Source organism: Methylophaga marina, from assembly GCF_030296755.1.
In the GTDB taxonomy this organism is placed as follows: Bacteria; Pseudomonadota; Gammaproteobacteria; order Nitrosococcales; family Methylophagaceae; genus Methylophaga; species Methylophaga marina.
The window spans coordinates 217,540-239,252 of sequence record NZ_AP027741.1 but is presented as its reverse complement, the minus strand read 5'-3'; the positions used below and the strand labels follow the sequence as shown (position 1 = coordinate 239,252).

The following is a 21,713-nucleotide window of genomic DNA, read 5'->3' as shown; positions in this document are numbered from 1 at the left end:
TAGAGTTAACAGAGGCTGATTAGTGGAGAAAGTGCTCTTTGATGGCAGAGTTACCGTGTTGAAACAGCTATGATGATTGGATTGGCAGTGATCCATATCCATACAGTGCTTGCAATCTTTGGATATCGTTTCTGCGCAGTGTTGGTCAGAATCAGAAGATTGAATAGAGTGCGATGAAGAGTGAGCCATAGCTGAACGCATTTCTGCTTTTTCTGCGTGCGCTGACCATGATGACAAAGTCATCATCAGTGTCATGCACAGCAGTAGCAAATGTGTCGTTAATGTTTTCACTAGTTTATTCAGTCGCGTTTTGTTTTTCTTTGAATTCTGCTTTTATGGTTTCAAGTACTGGAGGCACTGCATCACATGCTTCGATACTACCACTACACTGACTGCATTCATAGGCTTTCCAGCCAGCGGCGATATATTCATCTTTGTGTGGACTGGTCAAACGGTTTGCAATACCAATGGTGGATTTTGCACGTGTAGAAATAAATCCGTACTCACCCTTACAAAAGCGAAGCTGATCTGGGTTTTTTTTCACATCGTATTTTTGATGAATTTCGATACCTACTTCACGTAAATAATGAAGCTCAGCATATAATTTTTGTAAACTATCTCCGCTAAACTGATAGTTCAAATTACCAGCGAATACAGCAGGGCACATGCATAAAAAAAGCAATAAGCTAGAAATTTTCAATGGTTCACTCCTCAGTATTCAATCATGTCTCTGGCAATGATGAATACGATTTAGTTCAGAGCTTCATATGTTATATGAAAAATACATTCAATAGGGAGGACAAGTTCATGGTGTTTTATGAGTTAGGTATTTCCAGCCTCGGCTGTCTTCTGGTGGCTGGCAATGACAATGGTATCTGTTTTGTGGCACTGGCTGACGATCCAGACAGGTTAGTTGAGCACCTGCTGGAAAAATATCCACATGCAAAACAGCAGGAAAACGATACCTTATTAACGGATTATTTAATCCAGATTTTAAACTATATTGAAGCGCCAACAGGCGAGCTAGATTTGCCCATTCAGATGGAAGGTACATCGTTTCAAAAGTCAGTATGGAATACCTTATTGCAAATACCTGCTGGACAAACCAGAACGTATACTGAGCTCGCAATGATGCTTGGTCGGCCTTCGTCAGTGCGAGCCGTTGCCAATGCTTGTGCCGCGAATTCACTGGCATTACTGGTTCCTTGTCATCGTATTGTGAATAAAAACGGAAACCTTTCAGGCTATCGCTGGGGCATTGAACGTAAACAGATTTTATTAGGGCGTGAGAGAGCATTATTAAGTGTTTGAACATCTTCAATAATGCGTTTCTTAGGATAGCTTTTTAATAGGTGCTGGTTAAATTTTAACCATTCCTTAAAGCTTGTCATAAAAGAAACACTTACAGATTTACCAGAAAGTTATCCACATGCTTATCCACTGGAATTGTGAGTAAGGTGAATAAGTGATTCTTTTATCGAGTTTACTTCTTTTTGATCTTCCATCTTCAACGATGACTTTGCTATGCGAAAATGGGATTGGTTAAAAAATAACCAAGTCATAAAGCTTGTCATAAAAGAGTCACTTACAGATTTACCAGAAAGTTATGCACATGCTTATCCACTGAAATTGTTAGTAAAAAGAATACGATTATTTCTGGAATACTGATCATGTCTGTTTCATAAACCTAGATATATCAACATTTTTCGGCTGATTTTCTCGTTGGTTAAAATTTAACCACATCATAAAGGTTGCCATAAAAGAAACACTTACAGATTTACTAGAAAGTTATCCACATTATTTTCCACAGAAATTGTGAGTAACTAGCGTAATGACCAGCTATACCTTGAAATTGAGTTTTGCATAACAAATTTGAGGAAAATATCTATATAATTCTTATGGGAATTCGTTAATTAAGTCGTGAAAGTGAGAGTATTAAGTTGTTCAAGCTCAGATACCGTTTACATCTATTGTTGTTGTGGATAATCACATATCCATTTCAAGCAGCAGCATTTGATACCGGTATCGATAATTTTCACATCAACGGCTATGGTTCACTTGGTCTTGTCTATAACGATAGTGATGATATTTATTATCGACATTCGATTGAACAAGAAGGCTTCGATAAAGGGTTTGATTGGACGACTGCTTCTAATTTGGGAATGCAGCTGGACTATGCGTTTAACCATAAACTGACATTCACGACGCAGTTCTTATTAGAAAAACGACCAGAAAACTCCCTGAACCGAAGTATTGAGTCAGCTTTTTTTCCTACCATATCAATGATGCTTTTGAGCTGAATATTGGCCGCATGCCGAATGGCGTTTTTATGTCATCTGAATATAAGAACGTGGGGTTTGCTAATTTATGGGCTCATCATCCAGTTGAATTCTATGGCCAGATCGCCAGTGATAAATATGATGGTGTTGAGTTAAAACATAACTCAAGGCTAGCAGATGGAATGCTGACCACCTCTATCTGGGGAGGACGTAGTCATTTCCCTTATGCCATTAGCGATGGTTCAGAAGAGGTTATCTTTGAGCCCAATTATGGTGTAAGCCTGGGTTGGGAAAATCAGACATGGCAATTTCGTGTTTTGTATTCTCAAGCGAAGATTAATGATAAGGCAGATCCTGTAGCGGCACTTGATGAGGCTTTAATACAAGCATCAGAATTTGGCTGGCCTGAAGCGGCTTCACTGGCTGGATTTTCTATCAATGATACCTGGCTTAAATATTTAGCCGCTGGCGTTAGCTATGACAAAGATAACTGGTTGATTCAAAGTGAACTCAGCTTAGTGAAAGCGGAAACCAGCGTTCAAGATAAATATGCTTCCGGATACCTCAGCGTGGGTCATCGTTTCGGTTCAATCACACCGTATATTATCGTCAGTAAATTTAAAACGCTTGGCAGTAGAGAGAAGATAACATCAGCGCCGGCCTTTATTCCCGCTTATCAGCAACTACAAGCTATTACGCAGGCTGCGAGCAATGCTATGTATACCGATCAGGGAAGTATTGGTATTGGTGCGCGTTGGGATGTGTCACAGAGAGTGTCATTAAAAGCGCAGTGGGATAGAACCTGGATTGAAAAATATGGCGATTTTATTTTCGAGCAGAAAAACCCTATAGATAAGCAACACAGTTTTAATACGTTTAGTCTGACCATGGATTTTATATTCTGATGAAGACGTTATTCGTATCATTCATACTGCTTTTATCATTGATGCCTAGCATGGTTTCTGCCGATGATCTTGTTGTTGTGGCCAATAAAAATAATCCTTTAAATGAATTATCAAAACAACAAATCATTGATATTTTCATGGGAAGAACCACATTCTATGCATCGGGACAGCGCATTATTTTACTTGACCAGAAACTTAACTCGTCTACGAGAAAACAGTTTTATCTCAATCTTGTTAATAAAACACTTAACGAAATCAATTCATACCGAGCCCGATTACTTTTTTCTGGACGAGCGACCTTGCCCAGAGAAGTCAGTGATAAAGAGTTGATTAACTACTTAGAGACAGATACGGATGCTATTGGCTATGTTGAAGCAGATAAAGTGAACGATAAATTAAAAATTCTTGGTTATGTTGACTAAGCTTCGTACCAGTATCGCAACACGTTTAGCCCTAATACTGTTGCTTGCTGGCCTGGTGTCGGCCTTATGTACTGGCTATGTATTTTATAGTTATACCTATTCAAAAGAGTTTGCCCAGAGTCAAAAACAACTGAGGCAACTGGTTCATGCCGTGTCCCAAACTGCTGCCATTGCTGCCTATCTGGATGATCTGACATTGGCTAAAGAAGTAGTTGACGGCATTGCTGCCAGTGATTTAGTGAAAGCCGTGGTACTAAAATCCACCCAGGAAACATTATCAACGCGTGGCATTATGCCTGATGAGTCCGTTGAGACTCTGCGGTTTAATTTAGATTCACCCTTTGTTACGGGTGAAATGGTCGGAAAGTTATTGGTTGCCCCAAATATTGACTTAATTCAATTCGATGCTAAAAAAACGGCTATGAATCATGTGACTCTCATCGCTGTGCAGACATTTATTTTAATTACCTTAATCATTTTTTTACTTAACAGACAGCTCATTACAGAAATTAAACGCCTAGCCAAGCGTTTGCATAGTATTCGTATTGGTAGTGACCAACGCCTGGTTCCTACGCCATCACACAAATATGATGAAATTGGTTTATTAACTCATGATATCAACCACTTATTGAGCTCGGTTGAAGATAATATCAACCTTGAAAGAGCGCTACGACAGGAAGTAGAAGAGCTCGAAAACCGTTTCAGAGATATCTTTGAGCAATCCAGTCATGGCATCGCAATTGTGGATATTGATGGCAAAATGAAACTGCATAACCCATCATTCAGAAATATTATTGGTAAGCCAAGTTTTGAAAAAATTTCTCAGCAAGACCCCGTTTCATTCTTCACCGTCTTTGACGAGGAAAAAAGTCGTTTAGAGTCGGCTGCTGCTGAGGTTTTATTAACAGGTGAGTCACGTGCCGTTGATATAAAAATTGAGGACAGTGGTGAGACTCGATGGCTATATTGTCTTATTTCACTTATGACTGATGATGATAAAGCGTCGTCATTTGAGATTGTTTTACAAGATATCTCTGAACGTCGGAATCGTGAAGAAAAACTCAAAGGGCAGGCTGAAGTTGATGCTTTAACCAATCTTTATAATCGTGGTGCTGGAGAAAATAAGATAGAACAGCTCATTACATTAGCTGAGACTAAGCGTTTTGCTTATGGCCTGTTTATGATCGATTTGGATGGCTTTAAACCCGTTAATGACCAGTTTGGCCATGAAGCAGGTGACAAAGTGTTGATTGAAGTCGCAAATCGATTATTGAGTTCTGTGCGTGCTGACGATGTGGCGATACGTTGGGGGGCGATGAATTTGTTATTTTTGCCAGATTAACCACAGACCTATTGGAAGCGAGTCGTATCGCAGAAAAACTGCTGAGTATTTTACGTGAACCAATTGAATGTGAGCTCTATAACACGGTCAATATTAGTGCGAGTATCGGTATCGCGCTTTATCCATTCAATGCCGACAACTTGGAATCACTGCTTAAATATGCTGACCTGGCTATGTATGAAGTGAAGTCACAGCACAAAAATGGTTATAACTATTTTAAACAACCCAGTTTGAAGACCGCTGATACTGATAATGTGATCACTGGATTTTAAAATGCCCGGTGTGAACACCGGGCATAGATAGAATGATTTACTGAATTGGCAAAGAGATTAATTTGCCGGCTTTCATGTCAGGTACCAGTATTGACTGACCATCTGCAGATAGTGCAATGTCAGCTGCAGAGACAAAGTCTTCACTGATGAGCTGAGGTGTCGCTTTAGGCTCAACTAATTGCCAGACTTTACCATTCTGCCAATCACTCACGTAAAGATAACCTTTGCTGTCTCTGACCAGACCATCTGCGCCACCAAAGCCCTTGTTTAAGGCCTCGGTTTTGCCTGAACTGATAGATGTGCGGTACAGATCCCCAGTACCAAAGTCGGCGACTAATAGTGTGTCATTACCATCCATCAATAGGCCATTTGGGCGTTTAATCGCCGAGTTGGTATTTAAAATTTCACTTATTTTTCCTGCTTGTGTGATTTGATAGATACCAGCGTTTTCACCTTCATCCGTGCCACTGTCTGAAACATAAATGGTGCCATTACCATCAATTTCCACATCATTCAGGAATACGGGTTTTCCTGGAAGTGCTTTCTTATCAGCGATAACGTTGACCTTGCCATCCATGTCGACTTTCACGACATGATCGACGTCAGCAATATACAGTTCGTTATTCCATAAATCGATGCCTTTTGGATCATTTAAGCCTGTGGCTAAAGTTGACTTTTGACCGTCTTTATCAATAACGGTAACCTTACCATCACCCGCTTTGCCAAACTCACCAATTTCAGTAATAAACACACGTCCATCTGGTGCAGCAATTGCTGATTCAGGCATCACCAAGCCGCTGATCGTTTGACTATTTGAGCGAGACGTAGCGACTTTTGCTGCTTTGTCATCGCCATAGCTGACACGATAAATCACATCATTGTAGTCATCTGAAATCAACAATGAACCATCAGAAAGTTGTAATACATCGGTTGGTCGTCCCCAGGCTTCTCCATTTTGTAACCAACCATCAATAAAGACTTCTTGACCCGTTACCTGATGATTATCATCAAAAGTGACGCGCATTAACTGGTAACCAACAGGGCTGGTTCTATTCCAGGAACCATGCTGAGCAATAATAGCATCGCCTTTATAATCGGCTGGAAACATGTCTCCTGTATAGAATTTAAGGCCCAGACTCGCTGTATGTGCCTGAAACTCTTGCACTGGGAAGGTGACTTTTTGTGGGACTTTTTTGTCTTTCCAATCTGGATGTTGTGCCTTGCCACCAGCATAAAATGGGAAACCGAAATGCATACCCGCTTCAGGAGCCGCATTGAGCTCACCTGGTGGGGTGTCATCACCCATCATATCGACATTATTATCAGTGAAATACAAGTCACCAGTGTCGGGCTGGAAATCCATACCGACTGAATTCCTGATCCCTTTGGCATAAATCTCAGCCTCACTGCCATCAGCATTCATACGAATAATGCTGGCCTCGATACCTTCAGGGTTACAGATATTACAAGGGGCGCCGACCGTCACATACAGTTTGTTATCGGGGCCAAAAGCAATATAACGCCAGCCATGATGGGCTTTATCCGGGAGTTTGTCGTAAATGACTTCACGCATTTGTTTGAATGGGAGCGTCAGGTCAAAACCTGGTGCAGCGTAGCGTGCAATACGGTTTTGCTCAGCGACGTAGAGATTACCCTGGTGCATGGCGACGCCATTACCTACTTTTAAATCATCAAGAATATTGACGACTTTTTCCGCTTTGCGATCTTTGTTTTTATCAACAACAGCAAAAACATTATTACCGCGTGTGCCGACAAAGACTGTTCCTGTTGATTGACCCAATGCCATTTGACGAGCACCCTCGACTTCAGCATATACATCAATATGGAATCCTTCTGGCAAGTTGAGTTTGTGCAGATTTGCTTCTGCATCTGCCCGATCTGCCAATACAGCCTGACTCATTAGTCCTACTGTGCTGGCTAATACTAGCTTAGAGATAGTCTTTAATGTCATACATCCTCCTTTAGTCTGTATTTCTTAATGATCAGAACAGCGACACCTGTATTGTTATCATCACTGCACTGTTTTTATGCGGGTATCAGGGTGCTTTTTTCTGATACCTGGAGTACTTATTGTCTAAAAATGGATTACTTTTTACCGACAGTTATTGTTCAGTAAGAAAAGGGTAGTCGATGTAACCATGGGCATCACCACCATAGAATGAGTCACTGTCCGGAGTATTGAGCGGCGATTGCGTGGCAAATCTTTCCACTAAATCCGGGTTCGCTATAAATAGTTTGCCAAATGAAATACAGTCAGCGTCACCACTCTTGATAGCAACATTGGCGGTATCAAACGTATATTCACTGTTGGTCATGTAATGACCTTGGTACCATTCACGACATAAACTCAGATCAAATGCCGGACCTGCCATGCCCGGATTTTCTGATCCCATTTCTGTGATATGTAAATACGCTAAATTGAAAGCATTTAACGCTTTAATAACGTACTCAAAAGTCTGCTGAGGCTGACTATCTTTCATATCATTGAAGGGTTGAAGAGGTGACAGACGAACCCCAACTCGGTCCGAACCCCAGATTTTGCAAACTTCATCAACGACTTCCAATGTCAGTCTGGCACGGTTCTCAATGCTGCCGCCATAGCCATCTGTACGCTGATTGCTGCCATCACGCAAAAATTGGTCAAGCAGATAACCATTGGCAGAATGTACTTCTACACCATCAAAACCTGCTGTGAGCGCGTTGTAAGCGGCAGTTCGGAAGTCATCAATTGTCTGTTTGATATCATCTGCAGTCATTGCCTCGGGTGTTTCATAGGGCTTCATTCCCTCATAGGTATATACCTCACCGGCAGGTTTGATGGCTGAAGGGGCGAGTGGCTTCATACCGTCGGGTAACATGGAAGAGTGTGAGACCCGGCCACAGTGCCATATTTGCAATACAATTTTGCCACCTTCAGCGTGGACAGCTTCAGTCACTTTTTTCCAGCCTTCTATCTGAGCATCGCTGTAGATTCCGGGCGTGTTCGGATAGCCAATCCCTTTTGCTGAAATCAATGTTGCTTCGCTAATAATGAGGCCGGCTGATGCACGTTGACGGTAATACTCCACATTCATTTCCGTCGGAGCCAAGCCTTCACCAGCCCGATTACGAGTTAAAGGCGCCATGATGACGCGATTTTTCAAGCTGATAGAACCCAGTTCGATAGGCGATAAAAGTGATTCTGTTTGCTGATTCATTGATGTCATAGTGAATCCTTAGAGTTAGAGTGTAATAACAATTTTGCCTAATTGATTATTGGCTTCCAGATAGCTGTGTGCTGCCACGATATCGTCAAAATCAAATGTCTTTGCTATGACTGGGCTCAGCTGGGAATGTTTTAACCAGTCAAAGATTTTTTCTTTGGCTTTAGCTAAACGCTCTGGTGCACTGGTAAACTCAAATAAGGTGTAGCCACGAATCGTGAGGCCTTTCTGTAATGCAGTGAATAATGGATAAGGCGTGGGGTCTGCGCTCAGTGCACCATATTGAAAAATCATGGCTAGTGGGGCGCAAGCTTCAGCTAACGTACTTAGCATAGGGCCAGCTACCGGATCGAATACGATATTCACACCACGACCTTCAGTGATGGCCATGACGGCATCAACCACATCATCCTGTTCACTGATAATCACGTGCTCGGCACCAAGCTGGTGAAGTTGTTCGACTTTATCAGCCGTTCGAGTCATGGCGATTGGCGTGGCACCCATCAAGTTACATAACTGTATCGCTGCGAGTCCGACACTGCTGGATGCAGCAGGGATTAAGACAAAATCATCGGCTTTCATTTTGGCAATATCAATCAGGGCACCATATGCTGTTAGATACTGCATCCATACTGATGTCGCTTGTTCCCAACTTAAATTTTCAGGATGTGGGGTGACAGCCGTGATCGGCATATTTGTCAGCTCTGCATAGCTTCCATATTGATTCATAGAGAAATTGGGAATAGTACTGACCGCATCGCCCACTTTGATGTGTTTAATATTTTCGCCAACCGCTTTGACTGTGCCAGCACATTCATAGCCTATGCGTGCAGGGAATGTCGGTGCTTCGAGATATTGGCCACGGCGGAACATAGCTTCAGCACGGTTAAGACCAATAGCATGGACTTTAATCTGCACTTCGTCTGCCGCGGGAGCAGGCACAGATTCATCAATAATAGATAAAACAGATGGCTCACCGGCCTCAGAAAATTGAATAGTCTTTGTCATAAAGCGCTCCTTGTATTTATAGGCTTGCTTGTATAATGTGTTGGCTTTTTTCCAGATCGATATCGTTGTGTTCACCAAGCTGTGTAAGACCATGCTGCTCAAGCTGTTGGACCATCGCTGGAATCGCATCGGCACTGATCTGATAATCAGTCAGATGCGTTTTTACCCCCATTCGTTCAAAAAAATCGCGGGTTTTTGTGATGGCAAGGTTAATTCGGTCATCATCGCTACCATCTTCCAAGCCCCATACCCGCTGTGCATATTGCAGTAATTTGTCGGATTTTTTTGTACGCTGTTCGTGAAGCACACTAGGTAATAAAATCGCCAATGTCTGAGCATGGTCCAAGCCATGCAGAGCGGTAATTTCATGACCGATCATATGCGTTGCCCAATCCTGCGGCACACCAGCTCCAATCAAGCCGTTTAAAGCTAAGGTAGCAGTCCACATAAAATTAGCTTGAAGGTCATAGTCATCGGGTGTTTCAAGCAAACTAGGTCCAATCTCAATCAGTGTTTGCAATAAACCTTCAGCGAAACGATCCTGTACCGCCGCATTTACTGGATACGTCAGATATTGCTCCATAATGTGCGTAAAGGCATCCACTACACCATTGGCGAGTTGTCTGGGGGGAGGGTATAGGCCTTAGTAGGATCCAGTATTGAAAATGTCGGATACACCAGCGGGCTGCTAAAGGCCAGTTTCTCGTGAGTTTCATAACGTGTAATCACAGAGTTGGCATTCATTTCTGAACCCGTAGCAGGTAAGGTCAGTACGGAGCCAAATGGTAAGGCTTTATCAATATTTGTGGCATGATTCACTAGTATTTCCTGCCATGCATCGCCTTCGCACTGAACCGCAGCAGCGACAAACTTGGTTCCATCTATGACTGAGCCACCACCCACAGCTAATAAATAGTTCAATTCATGCTGACGAATTTGCTCAACTGCACGCATTAGCGTGCTGTAACTGGGATTGGCTTCAATGCCGCCAAACTCCTCCACATGGCGTCCATTCAGTGCCATTAGAACCTCATCTAATGTGCCATTTTTACGTGCACTTTGCCCGCCAAATAAAACTAAAACTCTTGCATCTTCGGGAACTAGATTGGTCAGTTCAGCGATCTGGCCCTGTCCGAAAACAATGCGTGTTGGATTATAAAAGTTGAAATTATTCATCTGTCATACCTCTGAGTATCTTTAATAGACCAGTCGTCTATGAATTGGATAAATATAATTATGATGATCAGTTGTGATTTGGGAGTCCGAGCTTACTCAGCGTGGCACTCATTGCTAACTCAAGCGCAGCCGGGGTGTGATTAACTTTTGTCATCAGGGTGGCACCTATCCATAAATAATAGAGTTCTTCTGTGACTGTTTGAGCATCTGCAGTTAATTTAATTTCATCATTATCTTTGGCTGCTTGTACACACATGGCAAGGTGCTCAATGACTTGTTGAGTACCTTTTTTTAATGTGAGTCGCATACTCTCAGATAAGTCAGTTACCTCTCCACTTAATTTCACTACCAGACATCTGTCCATGCTGGTGTCATTACATTGATTGGATTTCCACTGCTCGAAGTAGGCAATGAGACGTTCAACAGCAGGGCGTTTATCAGCCTTTAATTGGGTATCCAGTCCAGCGATGTATTGTTCAAAATAATGCTCAAGTAAGGCCGTTCCAAAGTGTTCCTTTGACTCAAAGTAGTGATAAAAAGACCCCTTGGGCACATTGGCTGCTTTTAATATTTCATTCAAGCCTACAGCAGCGAACCCTTTACCAAGAATGATTTGCTGAGCAGTACTGAGGATCTGATGTCTGGTATCCGTTGAGCGTGGTTTGTTTGTTTGTGTCATGTTGTTATCATTTCATATATTAGACCAGTCGTCTAGTTTTTGTTTTGTCTGCTACATGGACTGGAAAATAAATAATGGAACAAGCCTTGCTTTAGCTTTGTCAGAGTTGAAAGTGGTCATGTTTAACACGTAAATTACCTAATCAGGTGCTTAACCACTCTCGTTTCATCAAAACATGCACTGTTTTGAGTCAACAAAACGCAAAGGAGCAAGATGGTGTCCATCTGGCAACAAGCGATCAATCATGCGCAGCAATTGCGCCGACAAATACACAGCCAACCTGAGCTAGGTTGGCATGAAGTAGAAACAGCACGCTTAATTAGGGAGCAGCTGGATTTGCTTCGTATACCCTGGGAACCTTGTGCAGAATTTGGCACCTTGGCCAGACTGAACCCGCATAGCAAAAATAAACCACATATCGTTCTTCGCGCGGACATGGATGCACTTCCCATTGTTGAGAGAACGCAACATGACTGGGTTTCCCAACATGAAGGTTGTATGCATGCATGTGGGCATGATGGTCATACCGCAACGTTATTAGCGAGTGCGGCCTGGTTAAAGTCGGTTGAAGATCAACTTCCAGCTCCAGTCACCCTTTTGTTTCAACCTGCGGAAGAGGGTGGGCATGGTGCCAAGAAGATGATTGAAGATGGCGCCTTGAATGGCATAGATGAAATATATGGCTGGCATAATTGGCCAGCAATGCCTTTTGGTAAGCTCATTTGTCCAGACGGTATCGTGATGTGTGGTAATGGCACGTTTGATATTACTCTGACTGGTCAGGGAGGACATGCGAGTCAGCCAGAATTATGTCGTGATCCGGTGCTGGCCGCCAGTGCCGTTACCATGGCGTTACAACAAATTGTTAGCCGTCATTTATCTCCACAACAAGCTGCTGTGGTGAACGTTTCATCTATAGAAGCACCCAGTGCAGCGACGGTGATACCCGATAAAGCTGTGTTAGGTGGAAGTATCCGTGTACCTGATCAAAAAACTCGCGATGTAATAAATCGTTTAATTGTCGAGATAAGTCAACAAACTGCTGCCAGTTATGGTGTGTGTTGTGAGGTGAATATTTATCCCCGTTATGAAGCGACTATCAATCATGGCTTGCAAGCTCAGAATGTGCGAGAGCACTGGTTGGCTGAATACGGCCAGGCCGGAATGGAAACGGAGACACTTGTGCCCATCATGGCGTCTGAAGACTTCAGTTATTATTTAAACGAAATCCCCGGTGCCTTTGCTCTGGTGGGGGCGGATGATGGTCCAGCACATCAATCAGTCTGTCATAGCCCTTTTTATGATTTCAATGACCAGCTCATTCCTTTGGTCACTCGTCTCTATGCGCGTTTGGTCGGTGCGCCCTTGCCAGAATAACTGACTACATCGTTCGCTGATTATCAGTGGATATCACAAACCAGGAGGTAGTAAATGAGTATATTTGAACAACGTGAGTCCAATATCCGTGCATATTGTCGTGTCTATCCTGTTGTTTTTGATAAAGCCAGTAATGCAAGGCAAACCGATGAAGAGGGTAAGGAATACATTGATTTTTTTGCTGGTGCCGGTGTACTGAATTTTGGCCATAACAATGAGCGTATGACTTCGGCCGTGGTGGACTATATTCAGTCCGGTGGTGTGACTCACGCTTTAGATATGCAAACGACAGCCAAACGTGAATTTATGGAAAAATTTGAAGATACCATTCTGAAACCGAGAGGTATGACCCATAAGATGCAGTTTGTCGGTCCCACGGGAACAAATGCAGTTGAAGCTGCGATGAAGCTGGCAAGACGCGTGACTTCACGACAGGAAATCGTCGCGTTTACTCACGGTTTCCATGGTATGACTCTTGGGTCACTTGCAGCTACAGCTAACAGATATTTTAGAGGAGCCGCTGGCGTGCCTCTTAATCATGTTACGCACTATCCCTTTGATAAAGATGAAGAGTCGGGTGGCGGCTTGGCTGAATTGGATCGAATGCGTAATCTATACCTTGATACCTCCAGCGGCATTACGCCACCCGCAGCTTTTCTCTTAGAAACAGTTCAAGCTGAGGGTGGCGTTAACGTCGCCACAAAGGAATGGTTGCAAGTGCTTGCCAAGCTAGCAAGAGATGTTGGTGCTTTATTAATAGTTGACGATATTCAGGTCGGCATGGGAAGAACAGGTTCATTCTTCAGCTTTGATGATATCGAGATTGATCCTGACATTATATGTCTTGCCAAAGGTATTGGCGGAATGGGAACACCGATGGCGATGAACCTGATTAAACCAGAAGTCGATGAGTACTGGGCGCCGGGTGAGCATACTGGGACATTCCGTGGACAGAGCTTGTCATTTGTAGCTGGTAAAGAAGCCCTGACCTATTTTGACAATGATGATCTGATGCAGGAAGTCAGGCAAAAAGCCGAAATAATGTATCAGGCACTGGCACCCTTAGAAGAACAGTTTCAGCAAATACAGGTTCGCGGTAAGGGCATGATTATAGGTTTGGATGTGACAACTGGTGAGCGTGCAAAAGCGATTGTAGATGAATGCTTTAAAGCTGGTTTGCTGATTGCCAGTTGTGGTACAGGTGGACGTGTGGTCAAGCTGATTCCACCTTTGACGATTCCAGAAGATGATCTTCAAGCTGGATTAGAAGTGCTGGTGAATACGACACAAAAAGTCATGGAGGAGGCAGCATGAGACAACGCGATGATATGACCTTTCCCTTCGAGGAATATGAACGCCGTCTGAGTGAGTTACGGGTCAGAATTGCTCAACGTCATTTAGATGCTGTGGTGATTACCGATCCGGAAAATATTATGTATATGACGGATTATCAGACTACTGGGTACTCTTTCTTTCAAGCTCTGGTCGTGCCGCTAGAGCAGGAGCCCTTCATGATCACCCGGGCGATGGAGGAGTCCAATATTATTGCCAGAACTTGGGTAGAGCGAACTCGGCCTTACCCTGATACAGGTGATGCTATTCAAATGCTGGTGGATGCCTTACGCGAATTTGGGCTATCAGATAAACGCATTGGATATGAGCGGAATAGTTACTTTTTCCCCGCTTATCAACAAGACTTTATTCACACCACGCTGACCGAAGGCAAACTACTGGATTGTTTTGGCATTGTCGAGCAAGGTCGCATTCGAAAATCAGCCGCTGAAATTGAATTAATGCATCGTGCCGCCAAAGCGACAGAAGCAGGTATGAAGGCCGGTCTTGAAGCTGCCCGGGCTGGTGTCACTGAAAATGACATTGGCGCTGCCATTAGTTCTGCCATGTTCAAAGCAGGTGGGGAACCACCGGCAGTCATGCCCTATGTCACATCAGGGCCTCGGACCATGATCGGACATGCCACCTGGGAGGGGAGAACGGTCAAACCTGGAGAGCATGTGTTTCTGGAAGTCGGTGGCTGTTACCGTCGTTATCATACGGCCATGATGCGCACCGCGGTATTGGGCGAGTTATCTGACTCAATGTACAAAGCTCAGGAAACCATGAAAAAAGCCTTGAGTGCAGTACATGAAACGGTTCAGCCGGGTATGACCGTGTCAGATGTCGACAATATGGTCCGTAATATTATTTCTGATAATGATATTGGTGCTCGTCTGGTGACACGTTCAGGTTATTCGATTGGTATTGCTTTTCCTCCTAGCTGGGATGAAGGCTATATCTGTAGTCTGAAACAAGGTGAGTCAGCAATTTTGGAAGAAGGAATGACTTTCCACATCATCCCCTGGATGTGGGGTGTGGATGGCGATAAAACCTGCGGTATTTCAGACACCATTTATGTGACTGAAGATGGCTGTAAATCCTTTTTTACCATGGATCGTGATTTCACGGTAAAGCCTGATCAAGCAGATAAAAAGTTAGTGGATATCAATGAGGCCCGTCAGACTGAGTCTGATGACAAGTCAAAACCGAAAGCTAAACAATCGAAATGAGGTGGAGATGTTAACTGCAACGAATCCATACACTGGACAAGACATTCATAACTACGATTCGCTGAATGAAGAAGGCGTCAATATCACCATTGCTAAAGCCGTCAATGCATTTGATTCGTGGCGAACCATGCCTATCAAACAACGAGCAGAAGTATTGAGATCGGTCGCCGCATCACTGAGACAAAATAAGCCGTTACTCAGTAAACTCATGGCGGAAGAAATGGGTAAGCCTGTCAAAGAAGGTGGGCCTGAAGTAGAAAAAGCCGCATGGTGTGCAGAATTTTATGCAGAGCATGCAGAAGCCTACCTGAGTGATGAAGTGTTACCCTCTGATGCGACTGAGAGTTATGTCTGTTACCAGCCGCTAGGTACCTTGCTGGGTATCCTGCCGTGGAACGCACCACTTTGGTTGGCCTTTCGTTATCTCGCCCCGGCTTTAATGGCGGGTAATACCTGTGTCATGAAACATGACCCGAATGTACCTGGCTGTGCTCAGGCGATCGAGCAGGTATTTAAAGAAGCCGGTGCGCCTGTAGGGATTATGGTCAACTTACCGGTGGAGACAGCATTGGTCGAAAAAGCGATTCGTCACCCAGATATTGCGGCGGTTTCGTTTACCGGATCAGCTGGAGCTGGTGCCAAGGTCGCCTCCATGGCAGCATCAGAAATCAAACCTTCAGTGCTCGAGTTGGGGGGAGCGATCCGCTGATCGTGCTGGCGGATGCGAACCTGGATGAGGCTGCCGACGTGGCAACGCTTTCTCGTATTATTAACGCTGGGCAGTCATGTATTGCAGCAAAGCGCATTATTATTGAAGCCCCTGTTTACGACGACTTTATTGATAAATTAAAAACACGTCTGGAAAAATTAAGTATGGGCGACCCATTGGAAGAAACTACCGATATTGGGCCGATAGCACGTGCTGATTTAAGGGATAACCTGCATCGCCAGGTCACTGAGACTATTCAGGCGGGGGCGCGTTGTCTATTAGGAGGTGAGCTGCCCGAAGGCAAAGGTTTCGCATATCCGGTGACTTTTTTAGCTGATGTCACGGCAGATATGACCGCATTTAAGGAGGAGACATTTGGCCCCGTGATGTGTGCCATTAAGGCTGAATCAGCTGAACAAGCGCTTGTCTTAGCAAATGATACTGAGTTTGGACTGGGGGCGGGTGTCTGGACCAATAATGCTGAAATGGCGAAAGACTTTGCGATGAAAATTAATGCCGGTCAAGTGGCTATCAATGGGATTGTGAAGACAGATCCTCGCTTACCTAGTGGTGGTATTAAAAAGTCAGGTTATGGCCGCGAGTTAGGACCGCATGGCATAAAAGAGTTTGTGAATGCCAAACAAGTGTGGATTAAGTAGTTCGTTTTTGGTGCTGACGCTTGAATTTGCGTCGGTACCATAACCACCCTCCTGCAATACTCAAAATAGCCGTAAATAAGCCACTAGCAAACACTAAAATTCGTCCAGTGAGCCCGAAGGCCTCACCACTATGTAAAGGGAATAACCAAAAAGCGCTTTTCTGTCTGACCGTCATGTCATTATAGTTTTGTTCTGCTAACACCTCATTGGTTTGTGGATTCAGCCATAACACAAAACTACCAGATGTTTGGCGAGGGTCATTCTCTGCGTTTAAGCGGATTTCAACGCTTGGATTCTGCTCCGTTGGCGGAATAATCCGTTGCCATTGTTTATCAGGCCAGTGCTGTTTTGCACTGACCAGCCACTTGTCAGCTTGGACAGGTTCATCTGCGAGCCACTTAACATTTGGCGATGCTTTGTCAGGACGGTTTAAAAGCCACTTTGTTTGATCAGGAAATATCAGGCTGATACCGCTCACGATGAGGGTAATAAAAATCGGTAGAGACATTAGCCCTAGCGCAATATGAGTTCGTCGAAAGCGCCCAACAGTTGAGGTGGCCTTTTGGGTGCGTGCCAGCAACCAGTTCCAGGCTTTTTTACTACGAGGCCAGCCATAATAAACACCAACAATGACGTTGATTAACATCAATATGGCTAAAAAGCCCAGCACCAGCTCCATCGATTCACCCAATAAAAAGGTGAAGTGGAAAAGGTAAATCATTGATGTGAAATAACTGCCCCATTCACGCACTGATACCACATCTGCTGTGTAGGGATGAATCATCACTTCGATAGTTTTGCCATGCAGTGGTGACTGCGATTTCATTTCCACAAAGGCGGTATACATGGCCTTATCGTTACGTGGTGCTCGCAGTGAGTTGATATGCGCGATATCGGGCACGGCATGGAGGGCTGCATACAAAATGTCTGAGAGTGGTGCAGGAGGAGCATTGAGCTGGCCGGAAAGGACGAGTTGCGGATTTAACCATTCATCAATAGCATGATCGAAAACAATGATAGACCCACTAATACTCTGTAGTAAAAGTGGAATAATAAGAATTAAACCACTGATTCGGTGAAACTCGATCCAGAATTTTCGCATGGAGAGGTTGAGGTCTTTGGTTTGTTATCGGCTAGGTATAAAAAGAATGGATGCGTGATTGCCATCAAGAGCGAATCAGCATGTTAGTGTAATTGATATTGAATATCAAATAGGATTTATTATTGTCTATTGTGGACTAAAGTCACTTCTTAGTCATTTTCATGTGATGTCTGGACATGAATGCCTTCATGATCAACTTCCACGCTAAAAGTGATAGGGCGACAACATACCTCACAGTCTTCGATATATTCCTGTGAGTCGACAGAGCCATCGATGATGACTGAAATCATTTCACCACAGTAAGGGCATGACACAGTGTGTTCTTGTAACGCGTAAACCATATTTATCTCCATCATCATTTAAATGAATGACTGAGATTTCGACTGGGAGTTCCTAATCAGGAAATGCGTTAATTGGGGTAGGCAAACAAGTGACGTTTATCACCTAAACCTATTCCTGTTGCGATAATACGAAACCCCAGATCCTTATAAAACTTAAGTAAAGCTGGGTAATGATCGACGGCATCTAATTGCACCGATGTATCACCGGCTTTATCGAGACAAAATTGCATGAGTTGTTTGCCATATCCAGAGCCTTGAACCAAAGGAGAAACAGCTAATTGTGTGATATAAATATCTGCCAAAGGCGCTTCAGGCCAACACTCATGATAGTAACTGGCTTTTTCTGTGCCCATCGCGATACAACCAAGAATCTGTTCATCTTTTTCCAATACATAGACCTGCTTGGTCATCATATTCTCTTTGACTGAATCTGCATCGTAGACACCAAGCCAGTGTGCCATACCTTGTTGATGCATATGTTCAGCACAGCGATTTAATAAATCGGTGATGCTAATGATGTCCGCTTGTTGTGCTTGCCTGATACGCGTGGAATTCATAAAAAACTCTTGAGAATGCTGCCAGCGAGACACCATACAACAATAACAACAGGCGATAAACGATAAATATGTAACAAGATAAAGCCAGTTGTCGCAATCATGATGTCTGCAAAAGACAGAACAACATGTTGCCAGATTGGCTGGTAGAGCGCCGCCGCTAATAACCCGACCATCGCCGCGTTTATCCCGGCCAGTGCTTTTTGTATCACGCTATTATTTTGCAATGACTGCCATAAGGGTAGAAGTGCTAACAGCAATAAAAAGCCTGGCAGAAATAAGGCGCATAAGGAGAGTAGCGCGCCAAGTACACCACCATTCTCACCTGGTAATAACGCCCCTAAGTAAGCGGAAAGTGTGAATAATGGGCCCGGTATAGCCTGAGCAGCACCGTATCCAGATAAAAATTGTTCAGAAGTTATTAAGTTTGTATCTACAATTCTGTTTTCCAGTAGCGGAAGCACAACATGTCCTCCACCAAAAACAGTGGCACCCGTCTGGTAAAAAATCGTCATGACGTGAAACAAGGGATTATCGATAGCAAGAACGGGCGCTAAAAAGAGTAGAGCAAAAACGACTAACATTACGACAGACGTTGTTTTGCCATAAGACAAATTGAATGAAAATGTCTGCTTATGTTCAGTCGAAGAAAGGAGAAAAATACCAGCTATGCCACCAATTAGCATCACAAAAAACTGACTGTAGCTAGAGGGTAGGGTCAATAAAAAGATCAGACTGAGTAGGGCGATGAGTTTGGTGTTAAGGTCAGGGCAGAGCTGGCGAGTCATTTTCCATACCGCATCAGCCACAACCGGCAATGCAACGAGCTGCAAGCCATGTAGTGCCGCTTCTCTATACGGAAATGATGCTGATGATATCGACAAAGCAAACAGCACAAGAAGCAGGGCTGATGGCAAAGTGAAAGCAATAAATGCAATCACCGCGCCCAACATACCACCACGATATAAACCAATAGCAAATCCCAGCTGGCTACTTGCCGGGCCAGGCAAAGCCTGGCTTATGGCGAGCAACTGTGAGAACTCTGGGTCAGATAACCACTGTCTTTTCTCGACAAACTGTGTTCTGAAATAGGCAATATGAGCAACAGGACCGCCAAATGCAGTCAAACCCAATATAAAAAAAGCCTTAAAAATAGTTAACTGGTTGGCTAGCTGCACTACTGTTATCTCATACTTCCATTGGGCCAGACTTTACCAAATTTTTTGTACTAAAATCCGCTGATGATTTGTTATCAGAGTGTGAGTGTGTCATTTTAGTCCATACTTTCTCATGGGCGTAGAAGGCAAACGTATTGATAGCCGGTTCAATTAAGGCCATCGTGCCTCCGACCAAGACACTACCTGTCATCACGTAACCAACAGTAAATGCCACAGTGAAATGTACAACAGCAAAACTCATTGTTTTTTTCATCACTACTCTCCTTTGTTGAGAATAATTATTATTTACGTTTTGACGAATGTACAATGATTTAAATCAATCAAGTGAATAGATAAAATCGATGATTAACTCATCGGTATTTCCGATTATGTATATGGAAATAAACTGTTTCACATTTCCTGTACAGTCATTATGATGTAGTTATATGTAATTCATATGAACGAATCAGCGTTCGTAGTGACTATATATGTCCATTTAATAATAAGGAGGCTCATTAATGAGTAAAATTGATATCGGTATCAATAAGCAGGATAGACAAGATATTGCGGATGGCTTAAAAAGCTTACTGGCAGACTCTTACACTCTTTATTTACAAACCCACAACTTTCATTGGAATGTCACCGGTCCTCAATTCCGGGAATTACATTTGATGTTTGAAGAACACTACATCGAACTGGCGGCCGCGGTGGATGACATTGCTGAACGCATTCGTACATTAGATGTGGCAGCGCCTGGTACATACAAATCATTTGCTGAACTAAGCTCGATCAAAGAAGTTGAAGGTGTACCAGAAGCAAAAGAAATGGTTAATATACTGACCCATGGTCATGAACAAGTGGTTAAAACTTGTCGTAAAGCACTTAAACTTGCGCAAGAAGCGGATGACGAGTCCTCTGCAGCATTAGTCTCTGATCGTATGCGAGTCCATGAAAAAACGGCTTGGATGTTACGTGCGTTAGGTCAATAAATAGCCTCAAGATGAAGAAAAGGGAGCCTAGGCTCCCTTTTTTCATCGTTTACTTTCGATAAGTTGTTTCAACTCATCTAACTGTCTAGATAAATCCTGAATAGTGGGTTCACCAGCATGCTCTTGTTGCCATTGTTCAGCATTTTCTTTCTCCATCACATTCACAACAATACCAATCAACATATTCAAAAAAGCAAAAGCATTTAAAAAGATAAAGCTGATGTAGAAGGCCCAGCTAAATGGATAGAACTCCATTGTTTCATACATGACATCTGTCCAGTCTTCAAAGGTCATCACTCGAAATAATGTCAGCATCGAAACTGCGATATCACCCCATAAAGTTTCATTCACACTGGCAAAGAAAGTAGTGCCAACTGCAGCGTAGATATATACGATAATAAACATCAGCAGCGCCACATAACCAAGTTGTGGCAAGGCCCTTAGCAATGAGTTTAAGAGTGTTCGCAACTCTGGAATGACCGATACCATCCTCAAAACACGAAAGATCCTTACCAAACGGCCTACCAGAGCCAGTTCACTATCCTCTATGGGAATCAAGCTGATCACAACAATAATGGTGTCGAATATATTCCAACCACTTTTGAAAAAATTCAGCTTGTTGGTTTCAGCAAAAAAGCGAATGCTGATTTCGATAAGAAAGAAGATGGTAATGCCATAATCCAGCCAGACAATGACGGTGAGCAGTTGACTGGGGATATTGTAAGTTTTTGCCCCTATCATTAATGCTGAAAAAAGAATGACAGCAACAACAATCGTTTCAAAGATCTTGTTCTGTTTAATGTTAAGAAAAATAGCCGCAAAACGATGGGTTCTTTGGGTAAGGGCTGAGGCCATTTTTACTCCTGTTTAAATATAAATCTTGGCTAGCTGCGGAATAATAGCGATTGGAAAAATTTATGCAAGTTAGCATGTTATGTGTGCGGTAGATATGCT

Annotated in this window: 21 protein-coding genes and 2 pseudogenes; 10 read left to right on the top strand and 13 right to left on the bottom strand. The window is 43.3% G+C overall.

Features of this window, described 5'->3' with window-relative positions; genetic code table 11:
• Positions 1–295: 295 nt before the first annotated feature.
• Positions 296–700 (bottom strand): hypothetical protein, encoded by a 405-nt coding sequence (locus QUE24_RS01205; protein WP_286304884.1) that lies wholly within the window; start codon positions 698–700, stop codon positions 296–298.
• 107 nt (positions 701–807) lie between these two features.
• Here QUE24_RS01205 and QUE24_RS01200 point away from each other — a divergent pair, with 107 nt between their 5' ends.
• From QUE24_RS01200 to QUE24_RS01180, 5 genes and pseudogenes are all read left to right on the top strand, one after another.
• The gene (locus QUE24_RS01200; protein ID WP_286304883.1) at positions 808–1,311 is read left to right on the top strand and encodes a methylated-DNA--[protein]-cysteine S-methyltransferase; all 504 of its coding nucleotides are present in this window, start codon (positions 808–810) and stop codon (positions 1,309–1,311) included.
• A gap of 629 nt (positions 1,312–1,940) precedes the next feature.
• On the top strand, positions 1,941–2,300 hold the full coding sequence (locus tag QUE24_RS01195) for a hypothetical protein (RefSeq protein WP_286304882.1): 360 nt from the start codon (positions 1,941–1,943) through the stop codon (positions 2,298–2,300).
• A 29-nt stretch (positions 2,301–2,329) separates the two neighbouring features.
• Positions 2,330–3,184, top strand: a complete 855-nt coding sequence (locus tag QUE24_RS01190; protein WP_286304881.1) for a hypothetical protein — start codon at positions 2,330–2,332, stop codon at positions 3,182–3,184.
• On the top strand, positions 3,184–3,606 hold the full coding sequence (locus QUE24_RS01185; protein WP_286304880.1) for a substrate-binding domain-containing protein: 423 nt from the start codon (positions 3,184–3,186) through the stop codon (positions 3,604–3,606). The genes QUE24_RS01190 and QUE24_RS01185 overlap by 1 nt, the downstream gene beginning before the upstream one ends.
• Positions 3,596–5,220, top strand: a pseudogene (locus QUE24_RS01180) (diguanylate cyclase domain-containing protein). Before QUE24_RS01185 ends, QUE24_RS01180 begins: the two are co-directional and overlap by 11 nt.
• Positions 5,221–5,257: 37 nt before the next feature.
• Here QUE24_RS01180 and QUE24_RS01170 read toward each other — a convergent pair.
• The 6 genes from QUE24_RS01170 to QUE24_RS01150 form a co-directional block, all read right to left on the bottom strand.
• Entirely contained in the window at positions 5,258–7,192 is a 1,935-nt protein-coding gene (locus tag QUE24_RS01170) for a PQQ-dependent sugar dehydrogenase (RefSeq protein WP_286304877.1), read from the bottom strand.
• A 151-nt stretch (positions 7,193–7,343) separates the two neighbouring features.
• A complete protein-coding gene (locus tag QUE24_RS01165) occupies positions 7,344–8,447 on the bottom strand; it encodes an alkene reductase (protein ID WP_286304876.1) in 1,104 nt (367 codons plus the stop codon).
• A 15-nt stretch (positions 8,448–8,462) separates the two neighbouring features.
• Entirely contained in the window at positions 8,463–9,452 is a 990-nt protein-coding gene (locus QUE24_RS01160; RefSeq protein ID WP_286304875.1) for a zinc-dependent alcohol dehydrogenase family protein, read from the bottom strand.
• A gap of 16 nt (positions 9,453–9,468) precedes the next feature.
• On the bottom strand, positions 9,469–10,056 hold the full coding sequence (locus QUE24_RS15920) for a dehydroquinate synthase/iron-containing alcohol dehydrogenase family protein (protein WP_434013670.1): 588 nt from the start codon (positions 10,054–10,056) through the stop codon (positions 9,469–9,471).
• Positions 10,056–10,628, bottom strand: coding sequence for an iron-containing alcohol dehydrogenase (locus QUE24_RS15915; RefSeq protein ID WP_434013669.1), 573 nt, complete (start codon positions 10,626–10,628; stop codon positions 10,056–10,058). The genes QUE24_RS15920 and QUE24_RS15915 overlap by 1 nt, the downstream gene beginning before the upstream one ends.
• A 67-nt stretch (positions 10,629–10,695) precedes the next feature.
• Positions 10,696–11,307, bottom strand: coding sequence for a TetR/AcrR family transcriptional regulator (locus QUE24_RS01150; protein ID WP_286304874.1), 612 nt, complete (start codon positions 11,305–11,307; stop codon positions 10,696–10,698).
• Between the two features lie 213 nt (positions 11,308–11,520).
• On the opposite strand from QUE24_RS01150, the gene doeB2 reads away from it, so the two are divergent.
• The 4 genes and pseudogenes from doeB2 (at position 11,521) to QUE24_RS01130 (ending at position 16,616) form a co-directional block, all read left to right on the top strand.
• Complete coding sequence (doeB2, locus tag QUE24_RS01145; protein WP_286304873.1) at positions 11,521–12,684, top strand: N(2)-acetyl-L-2,4-diaminobutanoate deacetylase DoeB2; 1,164 nt, start codon at positions 11,521–11,523, stop codon at positions 12,682–12,684.
• A 54-nt stretch (positions 12,685–12,738) separates the two neighbouring features.
• Positions 12,739–13,998 carry an aspartate aminotransferase family protein gene (locus QUE24_RS01140; protein ID WP_286304872.1) on the top strand — a complete coding sequence of 420 codons (1,260 nt, stop codon included), beginning with the start codon at positions 12,739–12,741 and terminating at the stop codon, positions 13,996–13,998.
• On the top strand, positions 13,995–15,248 hold the full coding sequence (doeA, locus tag QUE24_RS01135) for an ectoine hydrolase (protein ID WP_286304871.1): 1,254 nt from the start codon (positions 13,995–13,997) through the stop codon (positions 15,246–15,248). The genes QUE24_RS01140 and doeA overlap by 4 nt, the downstream gene beginning before the upstream one ends.
• Positions 15,187–16,616 (top strand): annotated as a pseudogene (locus QUE24_RS01130) (NAD-dependent succinate-semialdehyde dehydrogenase). The gene doeA and the pseudogene QUE24_RS01130 overlap by 62 nt, the downstream one beginning before the upstream one ends.
• Here QUE24_RS01130 and QUE24_RS01125 read toward each other — a convergent pair.
• From QUE24_RS01125 to QUE24_RS01105, 5 genes are all read right to left on the bottom strand, one after another.
• Positions 16,609–17,718 (bottom strand): PepSY-associated TM helix domain-containing protein, encoded by a 1,110-nt coding sequence (locus tag QUE24_RS01125; RefSeq protein ID WP_286304870.1) that lies wholly within the window; start codon positions 17,716–17,718, stop codon positions 16,609–16,611. The pseudogene QUE24_RS01130 and the gene QUE24_RS01125 sit on opposite strands and share 8 nt — an antisense overlap.
• 149 nt (positions 17,719–17,867) lie before the next feature.
• Entirely contained in the window at positions 17,868–18,059 is a 192-nt protein-coding gene (locus tag QUE24_RS01120) for a CPXCG motif-containing cysteine-rich protein (RefSeq protein WP_286304869.1), read from the bottom strand.
• 68 nt (positions 18,060–18,127) lie between these two features.
• Complete coding sequence (locus tag QUE24_RS01115; protein WP_286304868.1) at positions 18,128–18,616, bottom strand: GNAT family N-acetyltransferase; 489 nt, start codon at positions 18,614–18,616, stop codon at positions 18,128–18,130.
• A complete protein-coding gene (chrA, locus tag QUE24_RS01110) occupies positions 18,613–19,791 on the bottom strand; it encodes a chromate efflux transporter (protein ID WP_286304867.1) in 1,179 nt (392 codons plus the stop codon). The genes QUE24_RS01115 and chrA overlap by 4 nt, the downstream gene beginning before the upstream one ends.
• Positions 19,792–19,801: 10 nt before the next feature.
• Complete coding sequence (locus tag QUE24_RS01105; RefSeq protein WP_286304866.1) at positions 19,802–20,044, bottom strand: DUF2061 domain-containing protein; 243 nt, start codon at positions 20,042–20,044, stop codon at positions 19,802–19,804.
• 244 nt (positions 20,045–20,288) lie between these two features.
• Between QUE24_RS01105 and QUE24_RS01100 the strand changes: the two genes are divergently transcribed.
• Entirely contained in the window at positions 20,289–20,759 is a 471-nt protein-coding gene (locus tag QUE24_RS01100) for a Dps family protein (protein WP_286304865.1), read from the top strand.
• Positions 20,760–20,801: 42 nt separating this feature from the next.
• Here the strand turns inward: QUE24_RS01100 and QUE24_RS01095 are convergent, their stop codons facing one another.
• Positions 20,802–21,614, bottom strand: a complete 813-nt coding sequence (locus QUE24_RS01095; RefSeq protein ID WP_286304864.1) for an ion transporter — start codon at positions 21,612–21,614, stop codon at positions 20,802–20,804.
• Between the last annotated feature and the right edge of the window lie 99 nt (positions 21,615–21,713).

What these genes read in the sequence shown, in the direction of transcription:
- QUE24_RS01140 (WP_286304872.1), top strand. Translation starts at nt 12,739, where the DNA reads ATGAGTATATTTGAACAACGTGAGTCCAATATCCGTGCATATTGTCGT.
- QUE24_RS15915 (WP_434013669.1), bottom strand. Translation starts at nt 10,628, where the DNA reads ATGAATAATTTCAACTTTTATAATCCAACACGCATTGTTTTCGGACAG.
- QUE24_RS01160 (WP_286304875.1), bottom strand. Translation starts at nt 9,452, where the DNA reads ATGACAAAGACTATTCAATTTTCTGAGGCCGGTGAGCCATCTGTTTTA.
- doeA (WP_286304871.1), top strand. Translation starts at nt 13,995, where the DNA reads ATGAGACAACGCGATGATATGACCTTTCCCTTCGAGGAATATGAACGC.
- QUE24_RS01200 (WP_286304883.1), top strand. Translation starts at nt 808, where the DNA reads ATGGTGTTTTATGAGTTAGGTATTTCCAGCCTCGGCTGTCTTCTGGTG.
- QUE24_RS01105 (WP_286304866.1), bottom strand. Translation starts at nt 20,044, where the DNA reads ATGAAAAAAACAATGAGTTTTGCTGTTGTACATTTCACTGTGGCATTT.
- QUE24_RS01100 (WP_286304865.1), top strand. Translation starts at nt 20,289, where the DNA reads ATGAGTAAAATTGATATCGGTATCAATAAGCAGGATAGACAAGATATT.
- QUE24_RS01170 (WP_286304877.1), bottom strand. Translation starts at nt 7,192, where the DNA reads ATGACATTAAAGACTATCTCTAAGCTAGTATTAGCCAGCACAGTAGGA.
- QUE24_RS01115 (WP_286304868.1), bottom strand. Translation starts at nt 18,616, where the DNA reads ATGAATTCCACGCGTATCAGGCAAGCACAACAAGCGGACATCATTAGC.
- QUE24_RS01185 (WP_286304880.1), top strand. Translation starts at nt 3,184, where the DNA reads ATGAAGACGTTATTCGTATCATTCATACTGCTTTTATCATTGATGCCT.
- doeB2 (WP_286304873.1), top strand. Translation starts at nt 11,521, where the DNA reads ATGGTGTCCATCTGGCAACAAGCGATCAATCATGCGCAGCAATTGCGC.
- QUE24_RS01125 (WP_286304870.1), bottom strand. Translation starts at nt 17,718, where the DNA reads ATGCGAAAATTCTGGATCGAGTTTCACCGAATCAGTGGTTTAATTCTT.
- QUE24_RS01120 (WP_286304869.1), bottom strand. Translation starts at nt 18,059, where the DNA reads ATGGTTTACGCGTTACAAGAACACACTGTGTCATGCCCTTACTGTGGT.
- QUE24_RS01165 (WP_286304876.1), bottom strand. Translation starts at nt 8,447, where the DNA reads ATGACATCAATGAATCAGCAAACAGAATCACTTTTATCGCCTATCGAA.
- QUE24_RS01190 (WP_286304881.1), top strand. Translation starts at nt 2,330, where the DNA reads ATGTCATCTGAATATAAGAACGTGGGGTTTGCTAATTTATGGGCTCAT.
- QUE24_RS01150 (WP_286304874.1), bottom strand. Translation starts at nt 11,307, where the DNA reads ATGACACAAACAAACAAACCACGCTCAACGGATACCAGACATCAGATC.
- QUE24_RS01095 (WP_286304864.1), bottom strand. Translation starts at nt 21,614, where the DNA reads ATGGCCTCAGCCCTTACCCAAAGAACCCATCGTTTTGCGGCTATTTTT.